The organism is Citreicoccus inhibens, from assembly GCF_019039035.1.
Taxonomy (GTDB): Bacteria; Myxococcota; Myxococcia; order Myxococcales; family Myxococcaceae; genus Citreicoccus; species Citreicoccus inhibens.
In genome coordinates this window covers 36232-56683 of record NZ_JAHNZT010000001.1, presented here as the reverse complement: position 1 = coordinate 56683, position 20452 = coordinate 36232, and the positions used below count along the sequence as shown (strand labels likewise).

Genomic DNA, 20452 nt, shown 5'->3' with positions numbered 1-20452 from the left:
CTCCGGCGCATGAAGAAACCAGCGGAAGTGGTGGAGGCGTACTTCGAGGCGTGGCGGACGCAAGACGAGCGGATGCTGCGAGAGACGCTCGCGCCCGAGGTGAACTTTGTGGGGGTGTTGGGGACCGCGGACGGCGCCGACGCGTGCGTGAAGGGGCTCGTCCACGGAATGTGGAAGCTGTCGCCCCAGGTGTCGGTGCTGCACCGCTTCGTGGATGGCGCCGAGGTGCTGACCTGGTTCGAGATCCATCCGGGCGGCGGAGCGCCGTTGCAGGTGGCGAACTGGAGTCACGTGGAGGAAGGCCGCATCACCCGCATTCGCGTCACCTTCGACCCGCGCTCTCTTCTGGAGAAGCGCTGACGGATGCGCTACGCGGGAGGCTCCACCGGTCCCCTTCCGGTGGCCGCCCCGAGGAGGCAGCGCATGCGCATCACGGTGACGAGCGTGATGGTGGACGACCAGGCCAAGGCCCTGAAGTTCTACACGGAGAAGCTGGGCTTCGTGCTGAAGGTGGACGTCCCCACGGGGGAGTACCGGTGGCTGACCGTCGTGTCCCCGGACGCGAGCGAGGGCACCCAGCTCCTCCTGGAGCCCATGGGCTTCGCGCCCGCGCGCGTGTACCAGAAGGCGCTGTTCGACGCGGGCATCCCGCTCACGCAGTTCGGCGTGGAGGACTGTCAGGCGGAGTACGAGCGGTTGGTGAAGCTCGGCGTGGTCTTCCGCGGTCCGCCTGTGTCCATGGGGCCGGTGGTCATCGCTTTGTTCGAGGACACCTGCGGCAATCTCATCCAGATGGCGCAGTTCCGCGGCTGAGCGGTGCGTCACATGTGAGGGATTGTCGTCGCGCGTCGCGGCTGGACGGGTTTTTCTGGGATGGATAGGGTTTGGCCTCCCTCGTCATCCCATGGAGTCTCCGCGATGAGCCTCGGCAGAAGAGGTTGTGAGAGTCGCTGGCTGGGTGCTGCTCTGGGCCTGTTGCTCCTGGGGGCCTGTGGCGCGCCGGAGTCTCGGCCCGCCACCCCAGCCGAGGTCGCGCGAGACGCGGTCGCGGGCGAGGTGGCGGTGGCCTTGTCGGTGCCACACGCCGCGCTGGCGAGCCGCGAGTCCGCGTGGGTGACGGTGACGCTCACCAACGTGTCCGGTTCACCGGTGCGCGTGTTGAAGCGGCACACCGTGGCGGGAGGGCTTCGCGAGGACCTGCTCTCCGTGACGGTGGACGGCGTGAGCGTGCCGTATCAGGGACGGCGCTACCACTGGGCTCCGCCTCGTGAGACGGACTTCCTGCGCCTGGAGCCGGGCGAGCAGGTGTCGCACGTCGTGGATATCGGCGCGGTCTATGACCTGTCCCGCACGGGGCACTACCGGCTGCGCTACCAGGCTCCTGCCGTGGAGCGCGCGAACGTCGCGGCCCTTCGCTCGGACGACCTGGAGGTAGACATCGCGGGACGCCCCTTCGTGGCGCCCTGGCGCGAGGCCCCTGGCACCGTCTCCGCGCAGGCGCTCACCACCAGCCACTGCGTGGAGCCGACGCATCCGGCCGCCACGCTCAATGCGGCGTTCTCCGCGGCGCGCGCCATGGCGGCGGATGGCCTTCAGTACTTCAACCTCTTCATCCCTCCCTCGCGTTACACGAACTGGTTTGGAACCACCACCAGCGCTCGGGTCGCGACCGTGAAGCGCCACTTCCAGTCCATCTCGGGCGCCTTCGAGACCCAGTCGGTGGTCATCGATTGCAGCTGCACCGACGCCGACTCCTATTCCTACGTCTACCCGAGCGACCCGTTTCGCATCTTCGTGTGTGGGCTCTTCTGGGCCGCGCCGACGTATGGCACGGACTCCAAGGGCGGGTTGCTCGTCCACGAGATGAGTCACTTCACCGCCGTCGCGGGGACCGATGAGTGGGCCACCGGGCAGACCGCCTGCAGGGCCTTGGCGACGTCCAACCCCACCAAGGCCATCGACAACGCGGACAGCCACGAGTACTTCGCGGAAGACCTCTCGCAGTAGCGCCGCGCGGGACCGGCGCGCTCACGGGTCGAATTGGAACGCGGTCTCCGCGATGGAGGCGCGCGTTCCGAACCGCTGGCAGAACGCGTTCAGCGCCGCATAGGGCGCCATGGACAGGACGCCGCGGAACTCCAGGTGCATCACCAGACAGTAGAGCGAGACCTCCAGGAAGCTCAGGTCTCGCTCCCGCGGCAGTGCGGCCAGCGCCGCGGGCGTGTTCTCTTCCAGCCACGCCAGCATGTTGAGCAGGGACTGGCGCTGCTTGGCGGGATGGGCTCCGCCCTCGCTCGCGCCTCCGGCCTTGGCCATCACGAGGGACACCTCGGTGGACATGGCCTGGAGGATCAGCTCCTGCGCATTGGCGGGGAGGGGCTCGGTGAGGTCCTCGGGCCAGACCACGCGCGGCGGGTTGCTCGCGCGCCGGCACAGCTCGCGGCAGATGTTGAGCGCGCCGAACCAGCTGCCCTGCTCCGTCTTCCAGGTGGGAATGCGCAGGGCCGGGTTGCCGCCGTAGTCCTTGACGTCCGAGGACATCAGGTCTCGCACCACATGGAGGGTGTGCGCGGTGCGTGTCTCCGCGGCGAAGACGCGAACGATGCGCGTGAAGTGGGAGCTGGAGCGGCCCATGAGGGTGGGCACCGCGGTGTCCGGGGATTGGAGCGTCATGGCGTGTGGGTCCGGGGTCAGGGGGCGGAAGGGCGGGGAGGGGGCTGACACTCGCCGGTGGTGTAGGGCCGCGTTCGGATGCACCAGGCCGGACGGCCCTCGTCGGTCCATGAGAGCTGGAGGTCCGTGGCGTCGCCCGCGGTCAGGGCTCCCGGCCAGTCCTCCACCCGCTGGAGTCCCCGGGCCTCGCTCCAGTGGTACAGCCCCACCGGGGCCCCGGGCTTCGCGCTGGCCAGCACGAGCGCGAGCGTGTGCTGGGGGCCGCAGGAGAGCTTCGCCACGTTGCGCTCGCCCGCGTAGACCGTGGTGGAGCGCAGGGCCTCGCCTTGCTCCAGCCAGTAGAACTCCAACTCGGAGTTCGCGTCCTCGGTGCGGGGTGTGCTGAGCAGGAACGCGGTCTCGTCGCACCACGGCTCCATCCAGCGGCGGCCCGGCAGGGACTGCGCGGCGCCCGTGCGCGTGTCCACGAGGAGCAGCTCCCCGGTCCGCTTCTGCACGCGCACCCGCTCGGCGCGAGGGCTGGCGGAAATCTCCCGGATGCCCGTGATGCGCGCGCCGCCCGCCACCAGCTCTCCGTCCTCGCCGCAGGAGGTGTTTTCCCAGTCGGCCCAGTCGCACGTGCGCTGAGAGAGATAGGTCGCGGGACCGACGGCGACGGTCCGTTTGGATTCGTGGCGGCGACATCCTCCCACCGCGAGGACTCCGCACGACACGAGGGCCCAGAGTCCCAGGGACGAACGCCATCGCTCGGTAGAATGCATGCGGCGCAGTCTAAGAGGGCGGCTGAGCGAAAGTCAGGGCGGGTCGCATTGACCCGCTCCACGCCCTGCGTCCTCAGCGCGTGGGCGAGGCGCGAAGCGCGGCGCGGGTCCGGCGTGCACGAGGCGTCTCACCCGTCTCTCGGCGGAAGACGCGCCGGAAGGCCGCGGGGTCCGCGTAGCCGACCTGGGCCGCGACTTCGTCCACCGAGCGCCGCGTGGTCTCCAGCAAGTGCACGGCCTGGGCGATGCGCAGGCGCTGCGCGAAGTGCTGCGGCGTGGTGCCCAGCGCGGAGCCGACCCTCCGTGCGAGCGTGCGCGGTGACGTGGCCGTGGCCCGTGCCATGTCGTGGACCGTCACCTGGCGCGCCAGGTTGGAGGTGACGAAGGACTCGAGCTGGCGCACCACGGGGTCCGCGCTGCGCAGGTGCTCCAGCACCATGTAGTGCGACTGCGACGCGCGCTCGTCCAGGACGAGGTACCGCGCCACCATGTGCGCGAGCGAGGGGCTCACCCGTCGAGCCAGGAGCGCGAGCAGGAGGTCGGAGTGCGCGAACGCCGAGCCCGCGGTGAGCACGTCGCCGGACTCGACCACCATGCGGTCCGTGCGCAGCGTCACGCGAGGGAAGCGCTGGGTGAACGTGGAGCCCAGCCACCACGTCGTCGTCGCCTGCTGCCCGTCGAGCACGCCCGCGGCCCCGAGCACGAAGGTCGCCGAGCACGACGCCGCGACGCGCACGCCCTTCGCCGCCGCGCGCGCGACGGACTCAACGCCGCGCACGATGTCGGGCCGCTCCAGCGCGGCGGTGATGGCCGGCGGGGTCGCCATCCCCAGGCCCGGCAGCACGAGCACGTCGTCCGAGTCCAGCGTGCGCGGGCTGAGCGCGCCATCCACCTCCAGCACTCGCTTCGTCGCGGTCCGGACCGGCTTGCCATCCATGGACACCAGCCGATGCCGAGGCGCCTGTCGGCCCTTGGGCAGGGCGACCAGCCCCGCGCGGGCGATGCGCGCCGCCGCGCCGACGATGTCGAGCGCGACGCCCACCGGACCATCGGCGACGCCGTCGAAGACGAGCTGTGTGAGGGTTCCGCCCATGTGGCAAGAATAGACCGAACAATGTCATTCCCGCCACTTGGCCAAAGTGCGCCGCGTGGCCACCATGGCGTGCATGACCGACGCGATGCGAGATGATCCACTCGATGACTTCGAGCGCCGTTCCATCACCCTGGAGGGCGCGACCCGGAATGTCTACGTCATGGGGACCGGGCCCGCGGTGATTGTCATGGCCGAGATGCCCGGCATCAGTCCCCACGTCGCGCGCTTCAGCCGCTGGGTGCGGGACGCGGGCTTCACCGTGTACATGCCGTCACTCTTCGGAAAGGACGGGGCCTATCCCCAGGCGGAGGAGGGCCTGGCGGTGATGCAGCGCGCGTGCGTGAGCGCCGAGTTCCGCGCCTTCGCGGCGAACGCGTCGAGCCCGGTGACGACGTGGCTCCGCGCGCTCGCGGCCCACGCGCATGCCGAGTGCGGTGGCCCGGGCGTGGGCGCCATCGGGATGTGCTTCACCGGCAACTTCGCGCTCTCCATGATGCTGGAGGCCCCGACGCTCGCCCCGGTGTTGTGCCAGCCCGCGCTGCCGATGAATGACCCGGGCGCGCTGGAGAGCCCACCCGAGGAGCTGGCGGCGGTGCGGTCTCGGCTCGAGCGAGAGAACCTGACGGTCCTCGCCTATCGCTTCGCGGGAGACCGTTTCTGCACGGCGCAGCGGTTCGCGGCGTATTCCGAGGCGCTCGGTGAGCGCTTCGTCGCGCGCGTGCTCCCCGACGAGGCCGCCCATCCCGAGCCGCCCCCCTTCTTCGCGCGGGTGGTGAAGAGCCCGCACAGCGTGGTCACCGCGCACCTGATTGATGCGGCCGGACAGCCGACCGTCGCCGCGCGGGATGAAATCCTCGCGTTCTTCGCCTCCCGGCTGAAGCCCTGAGCGCCTGTCGTGCAGGCGGCGGCGATGCGCGAGGCCTCGACGGATTCTCAGGCGCCTGCTCAAGCCGCCTGCCCAGAGCCCGCTGAGGGGGTCTGCTGACTCCCTTCAGGAGTGGGTTGGGCCCGGACGGCCCTTGAGCGTCGGGCGCGAGCGCCGCCTGGGAGATGGGGGACGCTGATGCGTGGGCGACACAAGGGGGCTCCCCTGTTGGGGGCCGTCGCGGTGCTGGTCCTGACGACGGGGTGCGGTGGTCCGTCGTCGGGGCAGCGAAGCGAAGAGCAAGAGGTCGCCGCGATGTACACCCTGCCGGATCCACTGGGCGAGCACGAGGGGACCTGGCTGGCCTGGCCTCACCCCTTCGAGTTCGGGGTGGACTATCGCGATGGGCTGGACCCGAGCTGGGTGGCCATGACGCGGGCCTTGGTGGCCAGCGAGAACGTCCACATCCTCGCCCATGACGCGGGGGAGGTCAGCCGCATCCAGGCGCTCCTGACCGCGCAGGGGGTGTCGCTCGCGCGGATCGATTTCACGACCCACGCCTTCGAGGATGTGTGGATCCGCGACTTCGGCCCCATCTACGTGCGTGACTCCGCGGGCAAGCCCACCATCGAGGGTTGGGGCTTCAATGGCTGGGGCGAGAAGCAGAACTTCGCGCTCAGCGCGGAGGTTCCGAAGGCGATTGCCCAGCAGCAGGCGTTGCCTTACGTCGACTTGCAGCGCGACATCGTGAATGAGGGCGGGGCCGTCGAGCTGGACGGGCACGGAACCCTCATGGCGACCCGCAGCTCGACGCTGAATCCGAACCGGAACCCGGGAATGACCCAGGAGCAGATGGAGGGCTTCTTCCGAAAGTACCTCGGAGTGACGCACTTCATCTGGCTGGATGGCGTCGCGGGGCTCGACATCACGGACATGCACATCGACGGGTTCGCCGTCTTCGCTCGCGACAACACGCTCGTCACGATGAGCGATGACGACCTCGCGGAGTGGGGCGTGCCCGACCAGGACATCGACACCCTTCATGCCGCGACGAGCGCCTCGGGCCAGCCGTACACGTTCGTGACGCTGCCCCTCACCGCGAAGAATGTGACGACCACGTGGGGGAAGCTGCTCGGGTACAAAGGGTCCTATGTGAACTACTACGTCGCCAACGCGGTGGTGTTGGTTCCGAACTACGCGGACCCCAATGATGGCGTCGCCAATGCCATCATCCAGAAGCTGTTCCCGGACAAGAAGGTCGTCGGCATCGACGTCCGAAATCTCTATGCCGAGGGCGGCATGGTGCATTGTGTGACGCAGCAGCAGCCTCGGTAGCGCCGCGAGCGCGGTTCGGCGGCTCCTTTCAACAGGCGCCGCGCGTTCGTGAGGGGGCCACGGCGAGCGGTGTGCCCTGTCCCGGTCGGTGTAGGCTGGCGAGCCGGCGCGAGCCTCCGTGGCTCGGGTCCCTCTCCCCCAGCGGTTCATCCGAGTCGAGGCATCCGTGACGACCGAATCCCCATTACGAACTGGTCGCGACCCTGACCGTCCATGATGGGCGGGAGAAGGTCCGGGATTACTACCGCGCCACCCGCGTCGCGTTTCCGGACCAGCACCACGAAATCATCGCGCTCCGGCACAGCGATGACGCCGTCATCGTGGAGTTCTGGCTGATGGGCACGCACCTGGGGCCGCTGGGCGCCATCCCTCCCACGGGCAGTCAGTTCCGGGTGCGGATGACCGCGTACTTCATCTTCGATGCGGCGGAGACGCTGGTGTGCGAGCGCGTCTATTTCGACTCGCTCAGCATGCTCAAGCAGCTCGTGGGCGGACTCGACATGAAGAACCCCAAGAACTGGGTCCTCGCGGCCCGGTGCCTCAAGGGACTCTTGTCCATGTCCGGCGAAGGCCCCGCCGAGTCGCTGCTGCGCACGACCCCACCCACGTTCGAGGACTGAGCGCGGGGCCCGGCGACACGCGGGGCGCTCGTCACTTGGGATACGACTCCGACGCGGCCTCCTTGCGCTCGCGCTCCGTGTCCGCTCGCTGCCTGCGCTCCAGGTCCCACCGCGCGCGGTCGTCGATGTCCTTCTGCTGCTGCGCGGGAAACTCCGTCAGGAGGAGCGGAGCGAGCTGCTCGAGCGTCTGCTTGAGCACGGGGAAGGACACCTCGTCCTTCACCACGAAGACCTTCCACGGGGCCGCCGTGCTGCTCCGGCTCAGATCGAACGCGACGTGGCCCGAGGGCTGCATCTCGGCCGGGACGCGGACGTAGACCGCCCTGCGCGCCGAGTCGAACCCGCAGGGCATGACCTTCACGCTCGCGTAGGAATACGGGCTGGGGCGCCGGCTGTGCGGCCCATACTCGAGCTCACACGCATTCAACGGCCGGAGCTGCTCCTGGAACGAAGCCAGCTCCGCCAGGTCCCCCACGTTCGTGGTGCGCAAGAAGCCCATCGGCGAGAGCCCAATCGACAGGCCGAGGGTGAGTGACACGGTGGCGCTGATGACTCCGAAGCCAATCAGGGCGCGCACGGCCCCGGAGGATTGGGGTGGGGGAGGAGTCGGTGATGACATGGTGCGCCGACGCTAGCGGAGCGCCTCGCGCTCGAACAATCCGCCCGCCGCTGGAGGGTGGGTGAAATTCATGTTTTATAGGTTAAATTTGACTTCGTGGACTTTTCGTCTTTTCTGTTCTAAGGATTCGAGAGTCCGTTCTGGCGATCCCGCGCCGGACGGATTGGATCCGCTTCAGGACAAGAGGAAGACACGCATGTTCAAGAGAGCAGCAGTGCTCGCGGTGAGCTGTGGTGTGCTTTTGACCGGTTGTGGCAAGGACGTGGAGCAGGAGAACCAGGAGATTGTTTCGAACCTGGTCAAGGCTGGCTTCCCGTCGGATGACGTCACGGTGGTGGATGGCGCGGTCTATGTGGGCGGTGACGCCCATGTGACGCTCGAGGCGTCTCGCGAGATGCTCCAGTCCGGCAAGGAGAGCCAGGAGCAATATCGGACCACCAACCTGGTGAGCAGCACCAAGACGAAGATTTGCGTCACCCCCACGGCCGCGTTCGCGAACATCAGCCTGTTCAGCACCGGCCTCAACCAGGCCATCAGCAGGTACAACGCGCTGGGGCTCACGTTCCAGTTGGCGCTCGGCCCGACCACGGGTTGCAGCGCGACCATCACGGCCCAGACCACAACGGGCGTGGGTGGCTCCTCCGGCTTCCCGTCGGGTGGCAACCCCTACGGGGCCATCAACATCGGCACCGGCCTGACGAGCTACAGCCAGGGCGTGAGCACGCACGTCATCATGCACGAGATTGGCCACACCATCGGCTTCCGCCACTCGGACTACTACAACCGCGCCATCAGCTGCGGCGGCACGGCGTCCAACGAGGGCACCGCGGGCGTCGGCGCCGTCCTCATCAATGGCACGCCGGCCACCGCCACGGTGGGCGGCTCGGTGATGAACTCCTGCTTCCGGAGCTCCGAGACGGGGACGTGGACCGGCACGGACATCACCGCGCTGACCACCCTGTACTGAGCCATGGTCGCCCGGCCCCCCAGTTCCCTGTTGGCACTGAGGGGGCCGCTCGTCGTGGGCGCCGCGTGGCTGGGCATCCTGGCCTGTGGTCACGCGGAGCCCGAGGAGCCAGCGGTCTGTTCGGAGGAGCCGCCCGCCGAAGTGAGCAGTCTGTGGCAGTGCGGCCCCACCCTCGACTTCACGCCCGTCAATCATTACGAGGGCGAGTTCGCTGACGTGGTGCAGGAGCGCGAGGACGCGGTCGTCTTGATTGATGGCCGCTGCACCGGGACGCTCATCGCCGCCGAGGCGGGCCCCGTGGTGTTGACCGCGGGGCACTGCGCGGGGCTCGGAGACAGGACGTTTCTTGTCTTCAACTTCGAGGATGACCCCGATGGCGACGCGCTGATGACAGGCGGAACCGTCATCGAGCAGTCGTCCGAGCCGGACTACGCACTCATCCAACCGGACACGCTGCCCGCGGCCACTCCAACTCCCCTGACGACACGCATCACCGAAGCGCTGGCCATCATCCAGCACCCGCGCGGCATGCCGAAGGTCATCGCCGAGGGCCGATTCCTCGGCGCGTGTCATCGCCAGCTCTATTACGGGGACCTGGACACCTTGGTCGGCAGCTCGGGCGCGGGTGTCCTCAACCGGCAGGGGTATGTGCTGGGCGTCCACACCGACGGCGACTGCGACGAGAAAGGCCACGGCTCCAATCGAGGCTGGACCGCGGAGGCCATCGTCGAGGCCTCGCCCTACCTCGTGCCCGGCGACCTCGCCGACCGCTGACCCCACGGCCGCTCCGCGCTGTGCCGGAGTTTGAAACACGAGCAAACATTGGATTCAGCGTGAAATTGACTTTCAAATCAACGCCTGGATAGCGTGCGCGCCGCCACCCTTGCCGGAGGAGTGCATGTCCACGTTGCGAGCCTTTGCCGCATGTGTCGCCGTGTCGTTGTGCGTTGTTGCTGCTCCCGCCTCGGCCGCCGCGTCCTTCCGAACCCTGTCTGTCACCACCCGCGATGGCGTGACGTTGCAGGGAAACGTCTTCACGCCGGACACGGCAGGACTGCATCCGGTCATCCTGTTCGTCACGAGCTGGGCGCTGCCCAACCTGGAGTATCTGGCGCAGGCGCAGCAGCTCGCGGACGCAGGCTACGTGGTGGCGTCGTATACGCCGCGCGGCTTCTACACCTCCGGGGGCGCCATCGACACGGCGGGGCCCAAGGACATCGGTGACCTGTCGGAGGTCATCGACTGGGTGCTCGCCAACACGCCGGCGGATGCCACGCGCCTTGGCGCGGCGGGGGTCTCGTATGGCGCGGGGCTGACCTTGATTGGCTCGGCGTTCGACTCGCGCATCCGGGCCGTGGCCGCGCTGAGCGCCTGGACCGACCTCTCGTACTCATTGTTCGCCAACCAGACGCGGCATCTGCAGAGCGCCGGCTTGCTGTGGTTGTCGGCGGAGCTGACGGGCCGCCCCTCGGCGGAGATGCGCCAGGTGTTGACGGACTTCTTCGCCAACGAGGCGCTGGACGGCGTGGTCGCGTATGCCCAGGTGCGTGGCGCCGCGACCTACCTGCCGCGCATCAACGCCAACCGCCCCGCCATCCTCATCGGGAACGCATACGGCGACAGCTTCTTCGCGCCGAACCAGCTCGGTGACTTCTTCACCCAGCTCACGGGGCCGAAGCGGCTGGAGCTGCGCCCGGGCGACCACGCCATCCCCGAGCTGACGGGCATCCTGGGCTTGCCCAACGACGCGTGGCTCAGCGTGCGCCGCTGGTTCGACCAGTACCTGCGCGGCGTGAACACGGGCATCGCGACCGAGCCTCCCGTGCAGCTGCTGGTGCGCGGGCAGGGCGCGTATGAGGCCTACCCGTCGTGGAGCGCCATCACGTCGAGCGCCGCGCGTTATCACCTGAGCGAGGTCCACTGGTGGAACCGCGAGGGCGACCTGCAGGCGGGGGCGCAGACGGGCTGGAGCGCGACCATCCTGGGCGGCGGTGACACGGTGGCCAACGGCGGCGTGGTGCTGCTGACCAACGGCGCCGAGGCCCTCACGGGCGAGCCGCCCAGCGCGTGGATTCCCGCGGTGGACCGCACGAACGCGGGCGTGTGGCAGTCGGACTGGCTGTCGAGCGCGCGCCGGGTTCGAGGCGCGGCGCACCTGCACCTGACCGTGACGCCGGGGCGCTCCGGACAGACGACGGTGGTGGCCTACCTCTACGACACGAACTGGGCGGGCACCGGCAGCCTCGTCACGCACGTGGCCGTCACCCTGCGCGACGTGGTGGCGGGCCAGCCGTACACCGTGGACGCGGACTTCCCGGCCACGGCCTATGACGTGCCGAGCGGCGACCGGCTCTCGCTGGTCATCGACACGGTGGATCCGCTCTACGCGGACAAGGCGCCGGCCCTCACCTCGGTGAAGTTCTCGTCGCCCGCGGGCAATCCGTCCTACGTGTCCGTGCCGCTGAAGTAGCGCGGCGCCTCTCCGGCGTGGGTGACCCTGCGGATGAACGCGAGCATCTGGTCGCACGTCGTCCGCAGGTCCATCCGCTCCTCCGCCATGCGCCGGGCCGCGCAGCCCATCTCCCGCAGCGTGTCCGGCCGCGCCACCAGGTCATCCAGCGCGCTGGCGAGCGCGGCGTAGTCGCCCACCGGCACGAGCCGACCATCGACTCCGTCGCGCACCAGCTCGCCCACGCCGCCCGTGGCGGTGGTGACGACCGCGAGGCCCGCGGCCTTCGCCTCGGCGATGGCCCACGAGGACATGTCCGCCAGCGTGGGGAGCACGAAGAGGTCCGCGGCCTGGGCCAGCTCGATGAGCTCCGGTGAGTTGGGCCGCACGCCCACGTGGAGGTGCACGCCCGGAGGTGTCGAGATGTCCGAGGACGTCACCAGGTCCAAGCGCCAGCCTCGCTGACGCGTCTCTCGGGCCCAACGCAAGAGCAGTTGCCCGCCTTTGCGTCCCAGGTCTCCTCCCACGAAGAGCAGCCGCACCACGCCGTCGCGCGGCTTGCGCTCGGGCGCGGGCCTCCACAGCGTGGTGTCGACGCTGGGCCAGAGCACGTGGACGCGCGTGTCGGGCACGCCGTACTCCTCCACCAGCGAGCGCTTGGTGAACGCCGAGAACGACAGCATGCCCTTGGCCACCGAGTACGTGCGGCGATGCAACGCGTGCTTCGCCGCGCCGAGCCAGCCGCCGTGCTGCGAGCGCATCCCGTAGTACCGAAGATAGTCCTCCAGGCCGCTCGGGGTGGCGTCCGTCGAGATGACGCTGGGCACGCGGCTCATGAAGTCGTGGGCCAGGTGCGCCATGCGCTGCGTGTGGACGACGGCGGCCCACACCGGCTCTTCGGCGGCGATGCGGTGGAGCGCGGCGCGGGCCCGAAGTCCACCTCTCAACGACAGGCGGGAGCGCACGAGGGGCAAGCGCTCCCACACGTCATCGACATGCTCGTCGATGGGCAGCCACACCGGGGTGATGTCGGTGCGCTCCGCCAAGGCGCGCTGGAGGTTCTGGAGGAAGACCGCGTTGCCGAGAGTCGTCTCGATGGCGAACACGATGCGCGGGGGCGATGTCGTCATGTGTCCGAGCCCCTCCCTGGGTGGGAATGGCGTGGTGAGTGCCCGCGGGGGCGCGGGCGGCGAGCGGAACGGTGACCGCGGTGCGTGGTGTCACCGGGGTGTTCGTATGGCCGGCACCGCGCGTGTGCGACAGGGGGTACGGGCGCGGTGGCGGGAACATAGGGATGCTTCGTTCGTGCCGCCGCCTAGGGGGTGGCGGAGCCGGTGAGCGGCGCGAGGGGCTCTGTCGTGGGCAGGACGTCCGAAGCGTGTCCCGCCAGAGGCGGCGCGAGGAGCCGGTAGAAGACAGGCGACGCGAGGTGGGTGAGGAGTGTCGAAGCGGACAGTCCCCAGATGATGACCGTCGCGAGCGGGCGCTGGACGTCCGAGCCCAGCCCTGTCGCGAGCGAGGCGGGGACGAGCCCCAGGATGGGGATGACGGAGGCCATCAGGATGGGGCGGAAGCGCTGGAGCCGGCCCTGGATGATGGCCTCGTCCAGAGGCACGCCCGTCATGCGCAGCGGGTGGATGGCGGACACCATCAGCAGTCCGTCCAGCAGGGCCACCGCGAAGAGCGTGGCGAAGCCGACGCCCGTGGAGACGTTGAGGTTCATGCCTCGCACGTACAGCGCGGTTGTCGCCCCCATGAAGGCGAAGGGAATGGGCATCAGGAGCACCAGGGCTGTTCGCGCCGAGCGGAAGGCCCACACCAGCACGACCAGGATGAGGCCCAGCGTGAGCGGGAAGAGCACGGCGAAGTGCTGCTTCGCGCGGGCGAGGTTCTCGAACATTCCGAGCCAGCCCACGCGGTAACCGGATGGCAACGGAATCTCCGTGGCGAAACGCGCTTGGGCCTCCGCCACGAAGCCGCCCTGGTCCCGCCCCACGATGTCGGTCCTCAGGGTGAGCCTCCGCCGCCCGTTCTCGCGCGCGATGAGGGTCTGCCCATCCACCACCTCGATGCGGGCCACCTGCGCCAGGGGAATGGCCACCCCCTCGCGCGTGTGGACGGGGAGGCGCCCCAGTGCCTCGGGGGAGTCGAGGTGCTCGCGCCAGAAGCGCGCGGTGATGTCGAAGCGGCGGTCCCCTTCGTAGAGCGCCCCCACCGGCTGTCCGCCGAGCCCCACGTCGATCATCCGCGTGACGTCCTCGATGCGCACGTTGTAGCGAGCGCAGAGGGCGCGGTCCGGCTCGATGATGACCTGGGGCTGGGGGCCTTCCTGTTCGATGCTCACATCGGTGGCGCCCGCGATGGACCGGAGCATCGCGCGGGTGCGCTCCGCCAGGGCTTGGAGCGTCCGTGGATCCTCCCCGCTCAACTCCACGGCGAGGTTGGCGGAGGTCCCGTTGGTGTCCTCCGTCACCGAGTCGATGATGGGCTGCGTGAAGTTGAACCGGGTGGAGGGGAACTCCGTCCGGAAGCGCCGGCCCAGCTCCGCCACCAGCGCCTGCTTCGAGGCGAACTGGTGGCGCCGCTCGGCGGGCTGGGGCCCCACCATGATTTCCAGTCGGCTGGGGGGGAAGGGGTCCGTGCCGCTGTCGTTGCGTCCCGCCTGCACGGAGATGAAGTCCACGTCCTCCAGCTCCAGCGCGAGGCTGCGCAGCCGCTTGCCGAACGCGGCGGATTGCTCCAGCGAGGTTCCCTCGGGGAAGTTGGCGCGAACCCAGATGACGCCTTCGTCCATGGGCGGCAGGAACTCCGTGCCGAGCCGGGGCACGACGAAGCCGACGCACAGCACGAACAGGCCGAGGGTCGCCGTCGCCACCTGCCAGCGATACCGCAGGAGCACCGCCAGGACGCGGCCATAGCCTCGCCGGAGTCGCTCGACGAGCGGGTTCTCCCACTCCGCATAGCCGTCCCGGAAGACGAAGGTGGCGAGCGTGGGGACCAGGAACAGGGCGAAGAGGAGCGCCCCGCAGAGGGTGAAGATCATCGTCAGCGCCATGGGGCGGAACAGCAGCCCCTCGATGCTCCCCAGGGTCAGCAGCGGCAGGTAGGCCGCGACGATGAGGATGACGGACAGGAGCAGGGGCCGTTCGACCTCCGCCGCGGCGTCGAGGACCGCGCGCAGGAGCGCCTCGGGTGGGCGCTCGCCCCGGAGGGCTGCCACGCGGCGGGCGATGCTCTCCGCCATGATGACCGTTCCGTCCACGACGATGCCGAAGTCGATGGCGCCCACCGACAGCAGCCCGATGGGAATGTGCGTGACGTGCATGAGCAGCAGCGCCACCAGCAGGGCGAACGGGATGGTGGCCGCGACGAGCAGCGCCATGGCGGGCCGGCCCAGGAAGAAGAGCAGCGCGAGGATGACGAAGGTGACCCCCAACAGGACGCTGTGCGTGACGGTGTAGAGCGTGCTGCGGACCAGGAAGGTCCGGTCGTAGAACGGTTGGAGGCGCACGCCCGCGGGCAGGCCGCCCTCGTTGAGCTCGGCGACCGCGCGCTGGACCTCCTCGAGCACCCGGGTCGTGTTCTCTCCGCGCCGCATGAGCACGATGCCCTCGACGCCCGAGTCGACCTGGTTGCGGCTGAAGATTCCGGAGGGCGCCCGGTGGTCGACCTGGACGGTCGCGACGTCCTTGAGCAGGACGGGCGTGCCGCCCACGTTCTTGATGAAGATGCCCTCCAGGTCCGAAAGCCCTTGAAGGGAGCCGCGCCCTCGCACGACGAACGCCATGCTGCCGCGGCGGATGACACTGCCGCCCGCGCTGGCGTTGTTCGCCTGGAGCGCCTCCACGACCTCCGCGATGGACACGTCATGGCGCCGAAGCTGCTCGGGCTCGAAGATGACCGCGTACTCCTTGGCGAGCCCTCCGAAGTTCGACACCTCGGCCACGCCGGGGGCTCGCAGCAGTCGCGGAATCACCACCCAGTCGTTGAGCGTGCGCAGGTCGACGAGGTCCTGGGGCCCCTCCCTCGCCAACTCGTAGCGGAACACCTCGCCGTAGGCCGTCGCGAGCGCGCCAAGCTCCGCGCTCGCGGACTCCGGCAAGGCCACGGCGGACAGGCGCTCCTGCACCCGCTGCCGGGCCCAGTAGCTCTCCGTCCCCTCCTCGAAGATGAGCTGCACGACCGACAGCCCGAAGATGGTGCGCGAGCGGAGGGTCTCCACCTGGGGGACGTTGCGCATCGCGGTCTCCATCGGAATCGTCACCTGGCGCTCCACCTCCTCGGGGGCGCGTCCCGGATACACGGTGACGATTTGAACCATCTGCGAAGAGATGTCGGGGTAGGCATCCACGCGTTGGTGCAGCAGGGCCCAGATGCCCAGCGACACGAGCACGAACGCCAGCGCCAACACCTGGGTGCGGAAGCGAAGGGCGAGCCGAAGCGCGAGCTGCATCATCGCTCGCCTCCGCGCACGGCCAGACTCTCCACGAGCGCGGGCTTGAGCAGGATGGCCCCGTCGCCCAGGAGGGACGTCCCCGGGCTCAACCCCGAGAGGATCTCCGTCTCCTCTCCTCGCGACTCTCCGAGGACCACGGGCGTGGGGGTCAGCTCTGCTCCCGGGCCGACCAGCACGTAGTCTGAGCGGTCCACGTGCAGCACGGCCGACGAAGGGATGAGCAGCGCCTCCCGCTGCTGGGTCCCCAGCCCGACTCGGGCGAACATCCCGGGCCTGAGCGAGGCCTCCGCGTCCAGGCCAATCACCACCCGCGCCGTCCGCTGCGTCGCCGAGACGGTGGGCAGGATGCGGCGCACGTTGGCGGTGATGGGGGGCTCGGGCCGCGCGAAGAAGCGAACCGTGGTCGTCTGGCCCTCGCGAACCTGGGCCAGTCGCAGCTCGGGCACCTCGGCGACGAGCCAGGCTCGTCCGGGCTCGCCCTGTCGCAAGAGTTCGGGCGCCAGCCCCACCTGCTCGAGTTGCCGCGTCAGGACCGCTTGTCGCCGCCGCGCCGTCTGGAGCGCGCCGCGTGCTTCGTGCAGCGCGCGCTCGGATTCGAGCTGGTGCTCGCGAAGGCTCGCCTCCTCGCCCGCCAACTCCCGAGCGGAGTCGGCGCCAACCTCCACGAGCCCTCGGAGCCGCGCGACGCTCTCGGTCTGGGCGCGCAGCCGGGCCGCTTCCAATTGCTCGCGGGCCTGGACCTGTCGCTCCTGGAACGCGACGTCGGCGTCTGCCTGGAGCAGCTCTCCGTAGGAGGACAACAGCTCGCTGGAGGCGAACTGCCAGGGCGTCTCCGCGCCCTCGCTCGGGAGGGGGAGGGAGGTCGCGAGCAGCGTCCCCGTGGCCTCGACGAGCGGCGCGGCGAGGGGCCGTGACCGCGCGGTGATTCGGCTCAGGTGTTGGACGAAGGGCCCGGTCGTCGGCACGCTCAGCGTCCCGCGCGCGGTGACCTGGACACCTGCCTGGGGCAGGGGGGCGGAGGAGGCCGCGGCGGGGGGCTTCGAGCCGAGCAAGAAGACGAACAAGGCGCCGAGCCCGCCCAGGGTGACGGCCCAGCTCACCGCGTCGCGCCTGCGGCCTCGCGCGGGGGAGGAGGGCGCGAGCCCGCGGGGATTGAACTCCGTTTCAGGTGTCGTCACGGTGGCCACTCCGTTCCCAGGAGGAAATGAAGTTGATGGAGCGCGCGCAGCAGCTCGGCGTTCGCGCTGATGTGCTCGCGCAGGGCGTCGCGGTAGGCCGCTTGGGCGTCGAGGACCTCGAGCAACGTCCTGCCGCCCAACTCGTACGCGCGCTCGACGCGCTGGTTCGCGCTCGCGGCGGACTCCAGGGCTTGCGCGTCCAGGGTCAGCACCACCTGTCGCGCCGTGGCGTAGGTGGCGAGCGCCTGCTCGACCTCCGCGCGCGCCTCGACGCGCGTGGACTCCAGGAGCAGCTCCGACTGGCGAACGGTGGCGCGCCCGCGCGCGATGGCGCCTTGATTGCGGTCGAGCAGCGGGAGCGACACCTCGAGCCCCGCGCCCCAGGCGTTCACGTCGGGAAAGCCGATGGCCTGTTGCTGAAACTGTCGCGTGTAGCCGGCGGTCACGCTGAGCGTGGGCCACGCGGCACGCTGCTCCCGGGTCAGCTCCGCGCGAGCCAGGGCGGACCGCCTCCGGGCCACGAGGAGAGCCGGGCGATGGGCCTCCGCCAACCGCAACGCGGTGTCGAGGTCCGGAGGGGGTGGCGCCTCGACGACCTCCAGGTTGCCCGAGGGCTCCACCTGGGCCGTGCTCCCCGTCGCACCCAACCGCGAGCGGAAGCGACTGAGCGCCGTCTCACGGGCCAGCTCCGCGAGGACGGCCCGGCGACTGCCGGCGAGCCGCGCCACGCGCGCGCGATCGACCTCGATGGCGCCTGCTCCGCCGAGCGCCACGCGCCGCTCGGTCACCGCCTCCAGCCGCTCCAACTGCGCGACCTCCGAGCGGGCCAGCTCGACGAGCTGCGCGGCTTGGAGCACGTCGTAGTACGCGGTGAGGGCTTCCTGGACGCGCTGTCGGGTGACGTCGTCGTACTCGGCGCGCGCGACGTCCACCCCGAGCCGCCCCGCCTCCTGCGCCGCCGCGCGCTTGCCGAAGAGGAGCGCATCGAGCGGATAGCTGACCTGGAGGTCGAGCTGGGGAGGCCCGCCTTGATGTGATTGCGCATCGAAGGGACTCCCAGGGAAGGGCAGCAGGGATTGGGTCACCGCGAGCGAGGGATTGGGCAGCAGGCCCGCTGTCACGGCCTCCCCCTGGGCCTGCTCGATGCCCTGCAAGGCGGCCTGGGTCTTCGGGTCGGCTTGCACGTAGGCGGGAAGGTCTCGGGGCGAGTCGATGCGAGAGGCCAGGGCTGGCGTCGCGCCCGTCTGCATCAAGAGCGGCGGTGCGCGCCCGAGCGACGTGGGCGTGGCCGCGGGATGCGGTGGAACGCAGCCAGTCCCCAGCAGGACGAGGCCGAGCCATCCCGCGAGGGCGTGGTGCGAGTCAGGCGGAGCGCCGGGGGGGCGCGGAGGTCGTCGGGTATCCACGGCCGCGCCTTGAGCAAGTCCCGCGCCGCCTCGCGACGCGCGGCTTCACGAGCGCGTGCGGGCGCACCCGTGCGTGGCATCCCCGCGAGACGCGGGACAGGGTTGCGTAGGGAACCGGCGGAATGCCTGGACGGCGAGGAGCGCTCGCCTCCGGCTCAGGCGCGGGCCTCCGCCGCGGGCAGCGACACGAGGAACATGGCCCCGGTGCCGCCGTCGCCCTGCTGACAGTGGATGCTGCCCCCGTGCAGCTCCACGATTTGTCGACAGAGGTACAGCCCGATCCCCGAGCCCCGGGTGCCCGTCTCCGTTCCGGGGCGGTGGTGCTCGACGCGAAAGAACTTGTCGAAGATGCGCTCGCGGAACTCTTCGGGGACGCCGGGGCCGCTGTCGGTGACGGTGATGCGCACGGTCCGTTGCCCACCCTGGCCCGGCGTGTCCACGCTCAGCACGACCTGACCCGAGGGGGGCGTGTACTTGAGGGCATTGGTCAGCAGGTTGTCCAACACCACGCGCAAGCGGACCGGATCCGCCCAGAACGTGGAGGGCGCTCCCGCCACGGTGAGCTCCACGCGGGGGCCGGCGTCCTCGGTCCGCGCGCGACAGCGGCGGACGCACTCGGTGGCCAGGTCCACGGGGGAGATTCGCTCCCGCGAGAGCTTGAGCTGTCCCGCCTCGATGCGAGTCAGGTCGAGGAACTCGTCCACCGTCTCCGCGAGCTGCTCCACGCCACCCAGCGAGGTCCGCACGAGCTCCTGGTTCCGGGGCGAGAGGGACGCGGCGGACTCCTGGAGCATGAGCAGCGTCATCCGCAAGGTGGTGAGCGGAGTGCCCAGCTCGTGCGAGGCCACGGCCACAAACTCGGCGCGCATCTCGTCCAGGCGCACGAGCTCGGTCACGTCATAGAGGAGCAGCAGCGCCGCGTCGCGCTCCGCGGAGAGTCCCGGCACGGGCACCACGCGCGGGAGCAGGCGGTGGACGCGCTCCTCCCGGGTGATGCGCAGGGCTCGGCCCAGGTCCGTCAGCGGCGCCGCGCCGCGAGGCGACGAGGCCAACGCCAGCACGGCGCGCGGATCGAAGCCGCTGAGCGTGAGCTCGTGGATGCTCGCGAGCGAGGGGATGCCCGAGGCGATGAGCAGCTCGCGCGCGCTGCGGTTCGTGGAGAGCACGCGGCCGGAGACGTCCAGCAGCACGACCGCGTCGGGCAGTGCCTCGAGCGTGGCCTCCAGGGCGGCCTTGGCGTGGAGGACCTCGCCCAGGTTCGAGCGGCGGAACTCCGCGAGGTCGGTCGCCATCTGGTTGAAGGCGCTCGCGAGCTGCCCCAGCTCATCGCCGGACTCCACGGGGATGGGCTCGCCAAACTCGCCGCGGCGGATGGTGTTCGCCCCGCGCGTCAATCGCCGCAGGGGGAGGATGACCGAGCGGGCCAGGTGGAGCGCCAACAGGGCGGAGGTGAGCAGCGCCACCACGGTGATGGTCAGCATCACGCGCCGCGCACGGATGGACTCTTCATGGGCGAAGCGGGCCACCTGCCGGGTCGCCTCGAAGTGGTGGTCGCGGATGCTCAGGGTCGTCGCGGCGGCATGTCGCAGCAGCGGGTTCGCCTCGCGGTGGTATCGGCCGAGCGCATCCGGGGCGCCGGCCCCGGCCGCGATGCGATTCGCCGCGGCGCGATAGGCCTCGACTTCTTCTCGCAAGAGGGTGGCGGCCTGTCGCTCGGGCCGCGTGGTGAGCAGCGCGGTCAGGCGCTCCAGGGCCCTGTCCGTGCTTTGGCGCTCGGGGCCCAGCGCGTGGTCGTCGCCGGTGAGTGCCAACAGGAGCGCGTCGTCCTCGCGCTCCAGCGCGCTGCCCATCCTCGCGGTGGCGGCGGTGGCCTCGTCGCTGTCCTTCACCGTGGCGCCCACCTCGCCGCTGAGTCGGGAGAGCGTGGCGAGCGTCCAGACGCTCGCGCTCACCGTGGTGAGCACGAGCAGGCCACACGCGACGAGGAACCGGGCGCGAAGGCCCCAGTGGCGAGGCATGGGCATGCGGTC

At 70.0% G+C, this 20452-nt stretch carries 18 protein-coding genes; 9 read left to right on the top strand and 9 right to left on the bottom strand.

The window, feature by feature from the left end; genetic code table 11:
* The first annotated feature begins 9 nt into the window (after nucleotides 1-9).
* The 3 genes from KRR26_RS00275 (at nucleotide 10) to KRR26_RS00265 (ending at nucleotide 2007) form a co-directional block, all read left to right on the top strand.
* A complete protein-coding gene (locus tag KRR26_RS00275; RefSeq protein WP_120205465.1) occupies nucleotides 10-360 on the top strand; it encodes a nuclear transport factor 2 family protein in 351 nt (116 codons plus the stop codon).
* 63 nt (nucleotides 361-423) lie between these two features.
* Nucleotides 424-813 (top strand): VOC family protein, encoded by a 390-nt coding sequence (locus tag KRR26_RS00270; protein ID WP_120205467.1) that lies wholly within the window; start codon nucleotides 424-426, stop codon nucleotides 811-813.
* 105 nt (nucleotides 814-918) lie between these two features.
* Entirely contained in the window at nucleotides 919-2007 is a 1089-nt protein-coding gene (locus KRR26_RS00265; protein ID WP_217078836.1) for a M35 family metallo-endopeptidase, read from the top strand.
* Between the two features lie 21 nt (nucleotides 2008-2028).
* On the opposite strand, the gene KRR26_RS00260 is transcribed toward KRR26_RS00265, so the two are convergent.
* The 3 genes from KRR26_RS00260 to KRR26_RS00250 form a co-directional block, all read right to left on the bottom strand.
* Nucleotides 2029-2673: a glutathione S-transferase domain-containing protein gene (locus tag KRR26_RS00260; protein WP_120205470.1), complete on the bottom strand. Its 645-nt coding sequence runs from the start codon at nucleotides 2671-2673 to the stop codon at nucleotides 2029-2031.
* A gap of 17 nt (nucleotides 2674-2690) precedes the next feature.
* Nucleotides 2691-3434 carry a hypothetical protein gene (locus KRR26_RS00255; protein ID WP_217078835.1) on the bottom strand — a complete coding sequence of 248 codons (744 nt, stop codon included), beginning with the start codon at nucleotides 3432-3434 and terminating at the stop codon, nucleotides 2691-2693.
* Nucleotides 3435-3507: 73 nt separating this feature from the next.
* Complete coding sequence (locus tag KRR26_RS00250; RefSeq protein ID WP_233576844.1) at nucleotides 3508-4527, bottom strand: GlxA family transcriptional regulator; 1020 nt, start codon at nucleotides 4525-4527, stop codon at nucleotides 3508-3510.
* Between the two features lie 64 nt (nucleotides 4528-4591).
* On the opposite strand from KRR26_RS00250, the gene KRR26_RS00245 reads away from it, so the two are divergent.
* The 3 genes from KRR26_RS00245 to KRR26_RS00235 all read left to right on the top strand — a co-directional run bounded on the left by KRR26_RS00245 (nucleotide 4592) and on the right by KRR26_RS00235 (nucleotide 7347).
* Complete coding sequence (locus KRR26_RS00245; protein ID WP_199723751.1) at nucleotides 4592-5413, top strand: dienelactone hydrolase family protein; 822 nt, start codon at nucleotides 4592-4594, stop codon at nucleotides 5411-5413.
* A gap of 177 nt (nucleotides 5414-5590) precedes the next feature.
* Nucleotides 5591-6727: an agmatine deiminase family protein gene (locus KRR26_RS00240; protein WP_217078834.1), complete on the top strand. Its 1137-nt coding sequence runs from the start codon at nucleotides 5591-5593 to the stop codon at nucleotides 6725-6727.
* A 191-nt stretch (nucleotides 6728-6918) separates the two neighbouring features.
* Entirely contained in the window at nucleotides 6919-7347 is a 429-nt protein-coding gene (locus tag KRR26_RS00235) for an ester cyclase (RefSeq protein WP_120205475.1), read from the top strand.
* A gap of 31 nt (nucleotides 7348-7378) precedes the next feature.
* Here KRR26_RS00235 and KRR26_RS00230 read toward each other — a convergent pair whose 3' ends face one another.
* On the bottom strand, nucleotides 7379-7924 hold the full coding sequence (locus KRR26_RS00230; protein ID WP_328707032.1) for a hypothetical protein: 546 nt from the start codon (nucleotides 7922-7924) through the stop codon (nucleotides 7379-7381).
* Between the two features lie 238 nt (nucleotides 7925-8162).
* Here KRR26_RS00230 and KRR26_RS00225 point away from each other — a divergent pair, with 238 nt between their 5' ends.
* The 3 genes from KRR26_RS00225 to KRR26_RS00215 all read left to right on the top strand — a co-directional run bounded on the left by KRR26_RS00225 (nucleotide 8163) and on the right by KRR26_RS00215 (nucleotide 11403).
* Nucleotides 8163-8933: a M57 family metalloprotease gene (locus tag KRR26_RS00225; protein ID WP_217078832.1), complete on the top strand. Its 771-nt coding sequence runs from the start codon at nucleotides 8163-8165 to the stop codon at nucleotides 8931-8933.
* A 3-nt stretch (nucleotides 8934-8936) separates the two neighbouring features.
* Nucleotides 8937-9707, top strand: coding sequence for a trypsin-like serine peptidase (locus KRR26_RS00220; protein ID WP_120205480.1), 771 nt, complete (start codon nucleotides 8937-8939; stop codon nucleotides 9705-9707).
* A 124-nt stretch (nucleotides 9708-9831) separates the two neighbouring features.
* A complete protein-coding gene (locus KRR26_RS00215; protein WP_120205482.1) occupies nucleotides 9832-11403 on the top strand; it encodes a CocE/NonD family hydrolase in 1572 nt (523 codons plus the stop codon).
* Here the strand turns inward: KRR26_RS00215 and KRR26_RS00210 are convergent.
* The 5 genes from KRR26_RS00210 to KRR26_RS00190 all read right to left on the bottom strand — a co-directional run bounded on the left by KRR26_RS00210 (nucleotide 11379) and on the right by KRR26_RS00190 (nucleotide 20446).
* Nucleotides 11379-12512, bottom strand: a complete 1134-nt coding sequence (locus KRR26_RS00210) for a glycosyltransferase family 4 protein (RefSeq protein WP_120205483.1) — start codon at nucleotides 12510-12512, stop codon at nucleotides 11379-11381. The two genes, KRR26_RS00215 and KRR26_RS00210, sit on opposite strands and share 25 nt — an antisense overlap.
* Nucleotides 12513-12697: 185 nt before the next feature.
* Nucleotides 12698-15838: an efflux RND transporter permease subunit gene (locus KRR26_RS00205; protein WP_217078831.1), complete on the bottom strand. Its 3141-nt coding sequence runs from the start codon at nucleotides 15836-15838 to the stop codon at nucleotides 12698-12700.
* Complete coding sequence (locus KRR26_RS37540; protein ID WP_217078830.1) at nucleotides 15835-17016, bottom strand: efflux RND transporter periplasmic adaptor subunit; 1182 nt, start codon at nucleotides 17014-17016, stop codon at nucleotides 15835-15837. Before KRR26_RS37540 ends, KRR26_RS00205 begins: the two co-directional genes overlap by 4 nt.
* Nucleotides 17013-18422: a TolC family protein gene (locus KRR26_RS00195; protein WP_217078829.1), complete on the bottom strand. Its 1410-nt coding sequence runs from the start codon at nucleotides 18420-18422 to the stop codon at nucleotides 17013-17015. The genes KRR26_RS37540 and KRR26_RS00195 overlap by 4 nt, the downstream gene beginning before the upstream one ends.
* Nucleotides 18423-18577: 155 nt before the next feature.
* On the bottom strand, nucleotides 18578-20446 hold the full coding sequence (locus tag KRR26_RS00190; RefSeq protein WP_217078828.1) for a HAMP domain-containing sensor histidine kinase: 1869 nt from the start codon (nucleotides 20444-20446) through the stop codon (nucleotides 18578-18580).
* Nucleotides 20447-20452: the final 6 nt, after the last annotated feature.

Bases quoted from the DNA above. Each gene is read 5' to 3' on its own strand.
- KRR26_RS00275 (WP_120205465.1), top strand. From the start codon at position 10: ATGAAGAAACCAGCGGAAGTGGTGGAGGCGTACTTCGAGGCGTGGCGG.
- KRR26_RS00270 (WP_120205467.1), top strand. From the start codon at position 424: ATGCGCATCACGGTGACGAGCGTGATGGTGGACGACCAGGCCAAGGCC.
- KRR26_RS00265 (WP_217078836.1), top strand. From the start codon at position 919: ATGAGCCTCGGCAGAAGAGGTTGTGAGAGTCGCTGGCTGGGTGCTGCT.
- KRR26_RS00260 (WP_120205470.1), bottom strand. From the start codon at position 2,673: ATGACGCTCCAATCCCCGGACACCGCGGTGCCCACCCTCATGGGCCGC.
- KRR26_RS00255 (WP_217078835.1), bottom strand. From the start codon at position 3,434: ATGCATTCTACCGAGCGATGGCGTTCGTCCCTGGGACTCTGGGCCCTC.
- KRR26_RS00250 (WP_233576844.1), bottom strand. From the start codon at position 4,527: ATGGGCGGAACCCTCACACAGCTCGTCTTCGACGGCGTCGCCGATGGT.
- KRR26_RS00245 (WP_199723751.1), top strand. From the start codon at position 4,592: ATGGCGTGCATGACCGACGCGATGCGAGATGATCCACTCGATGACTTC.
- KRR26_RS00240 (WP_217078834.1), top strand. From the start codon at position 5,591: ATGCGTGGGCGACACAAGGGGGCTCCCCTGTTGGGGGCCGTCGCGGTG.
- KRR26_RS00225 (WP_217078832.1), top strand. From the start codon at position 8,163: ATGTTCAAGAGAGCAGCAGTGCTCGCGGTGAGCTGTGGTGTGCTTTTG.
- KRR26_RS00220 (WP_120205480.1), top strand. From the start codon at position 8,937: ATGGTCGCCCGGCCCCCCAGTTCCCTGTTGGCACTGAGGGGGCCGCTC.
- KRR26_RS00215 (WP_120205482.1), top strand. From the start codon at position 9,832: ATGTCCACGTTGCGAGCCTTTGCCGCATGTGTCGCCGTGTCGTTGTGC.
- KRR26_RS00210 (WP_120205483.1), bottom strand. From the start codon at position 12,512: ATGACGACATCGCCCCCGCGCATCGTGTTCGCCATCGAGACGACTCTC.
- KRR26_RS00205 (WP_217078831.1), bottom strand. From the start codon at position 15,838: ATGATGCAGCTCGCGCTTCGGCTCGCCCTTCGCTTCCGCACCCAGGTG.
- KRR26_RS00190 (WP_217078828.1), bottom strand. From the start codon at position 20,446: ATGCCCATGCCTCGCCACTGGGGCCTTCGCGCCCGGTTCCTCGTCGCG.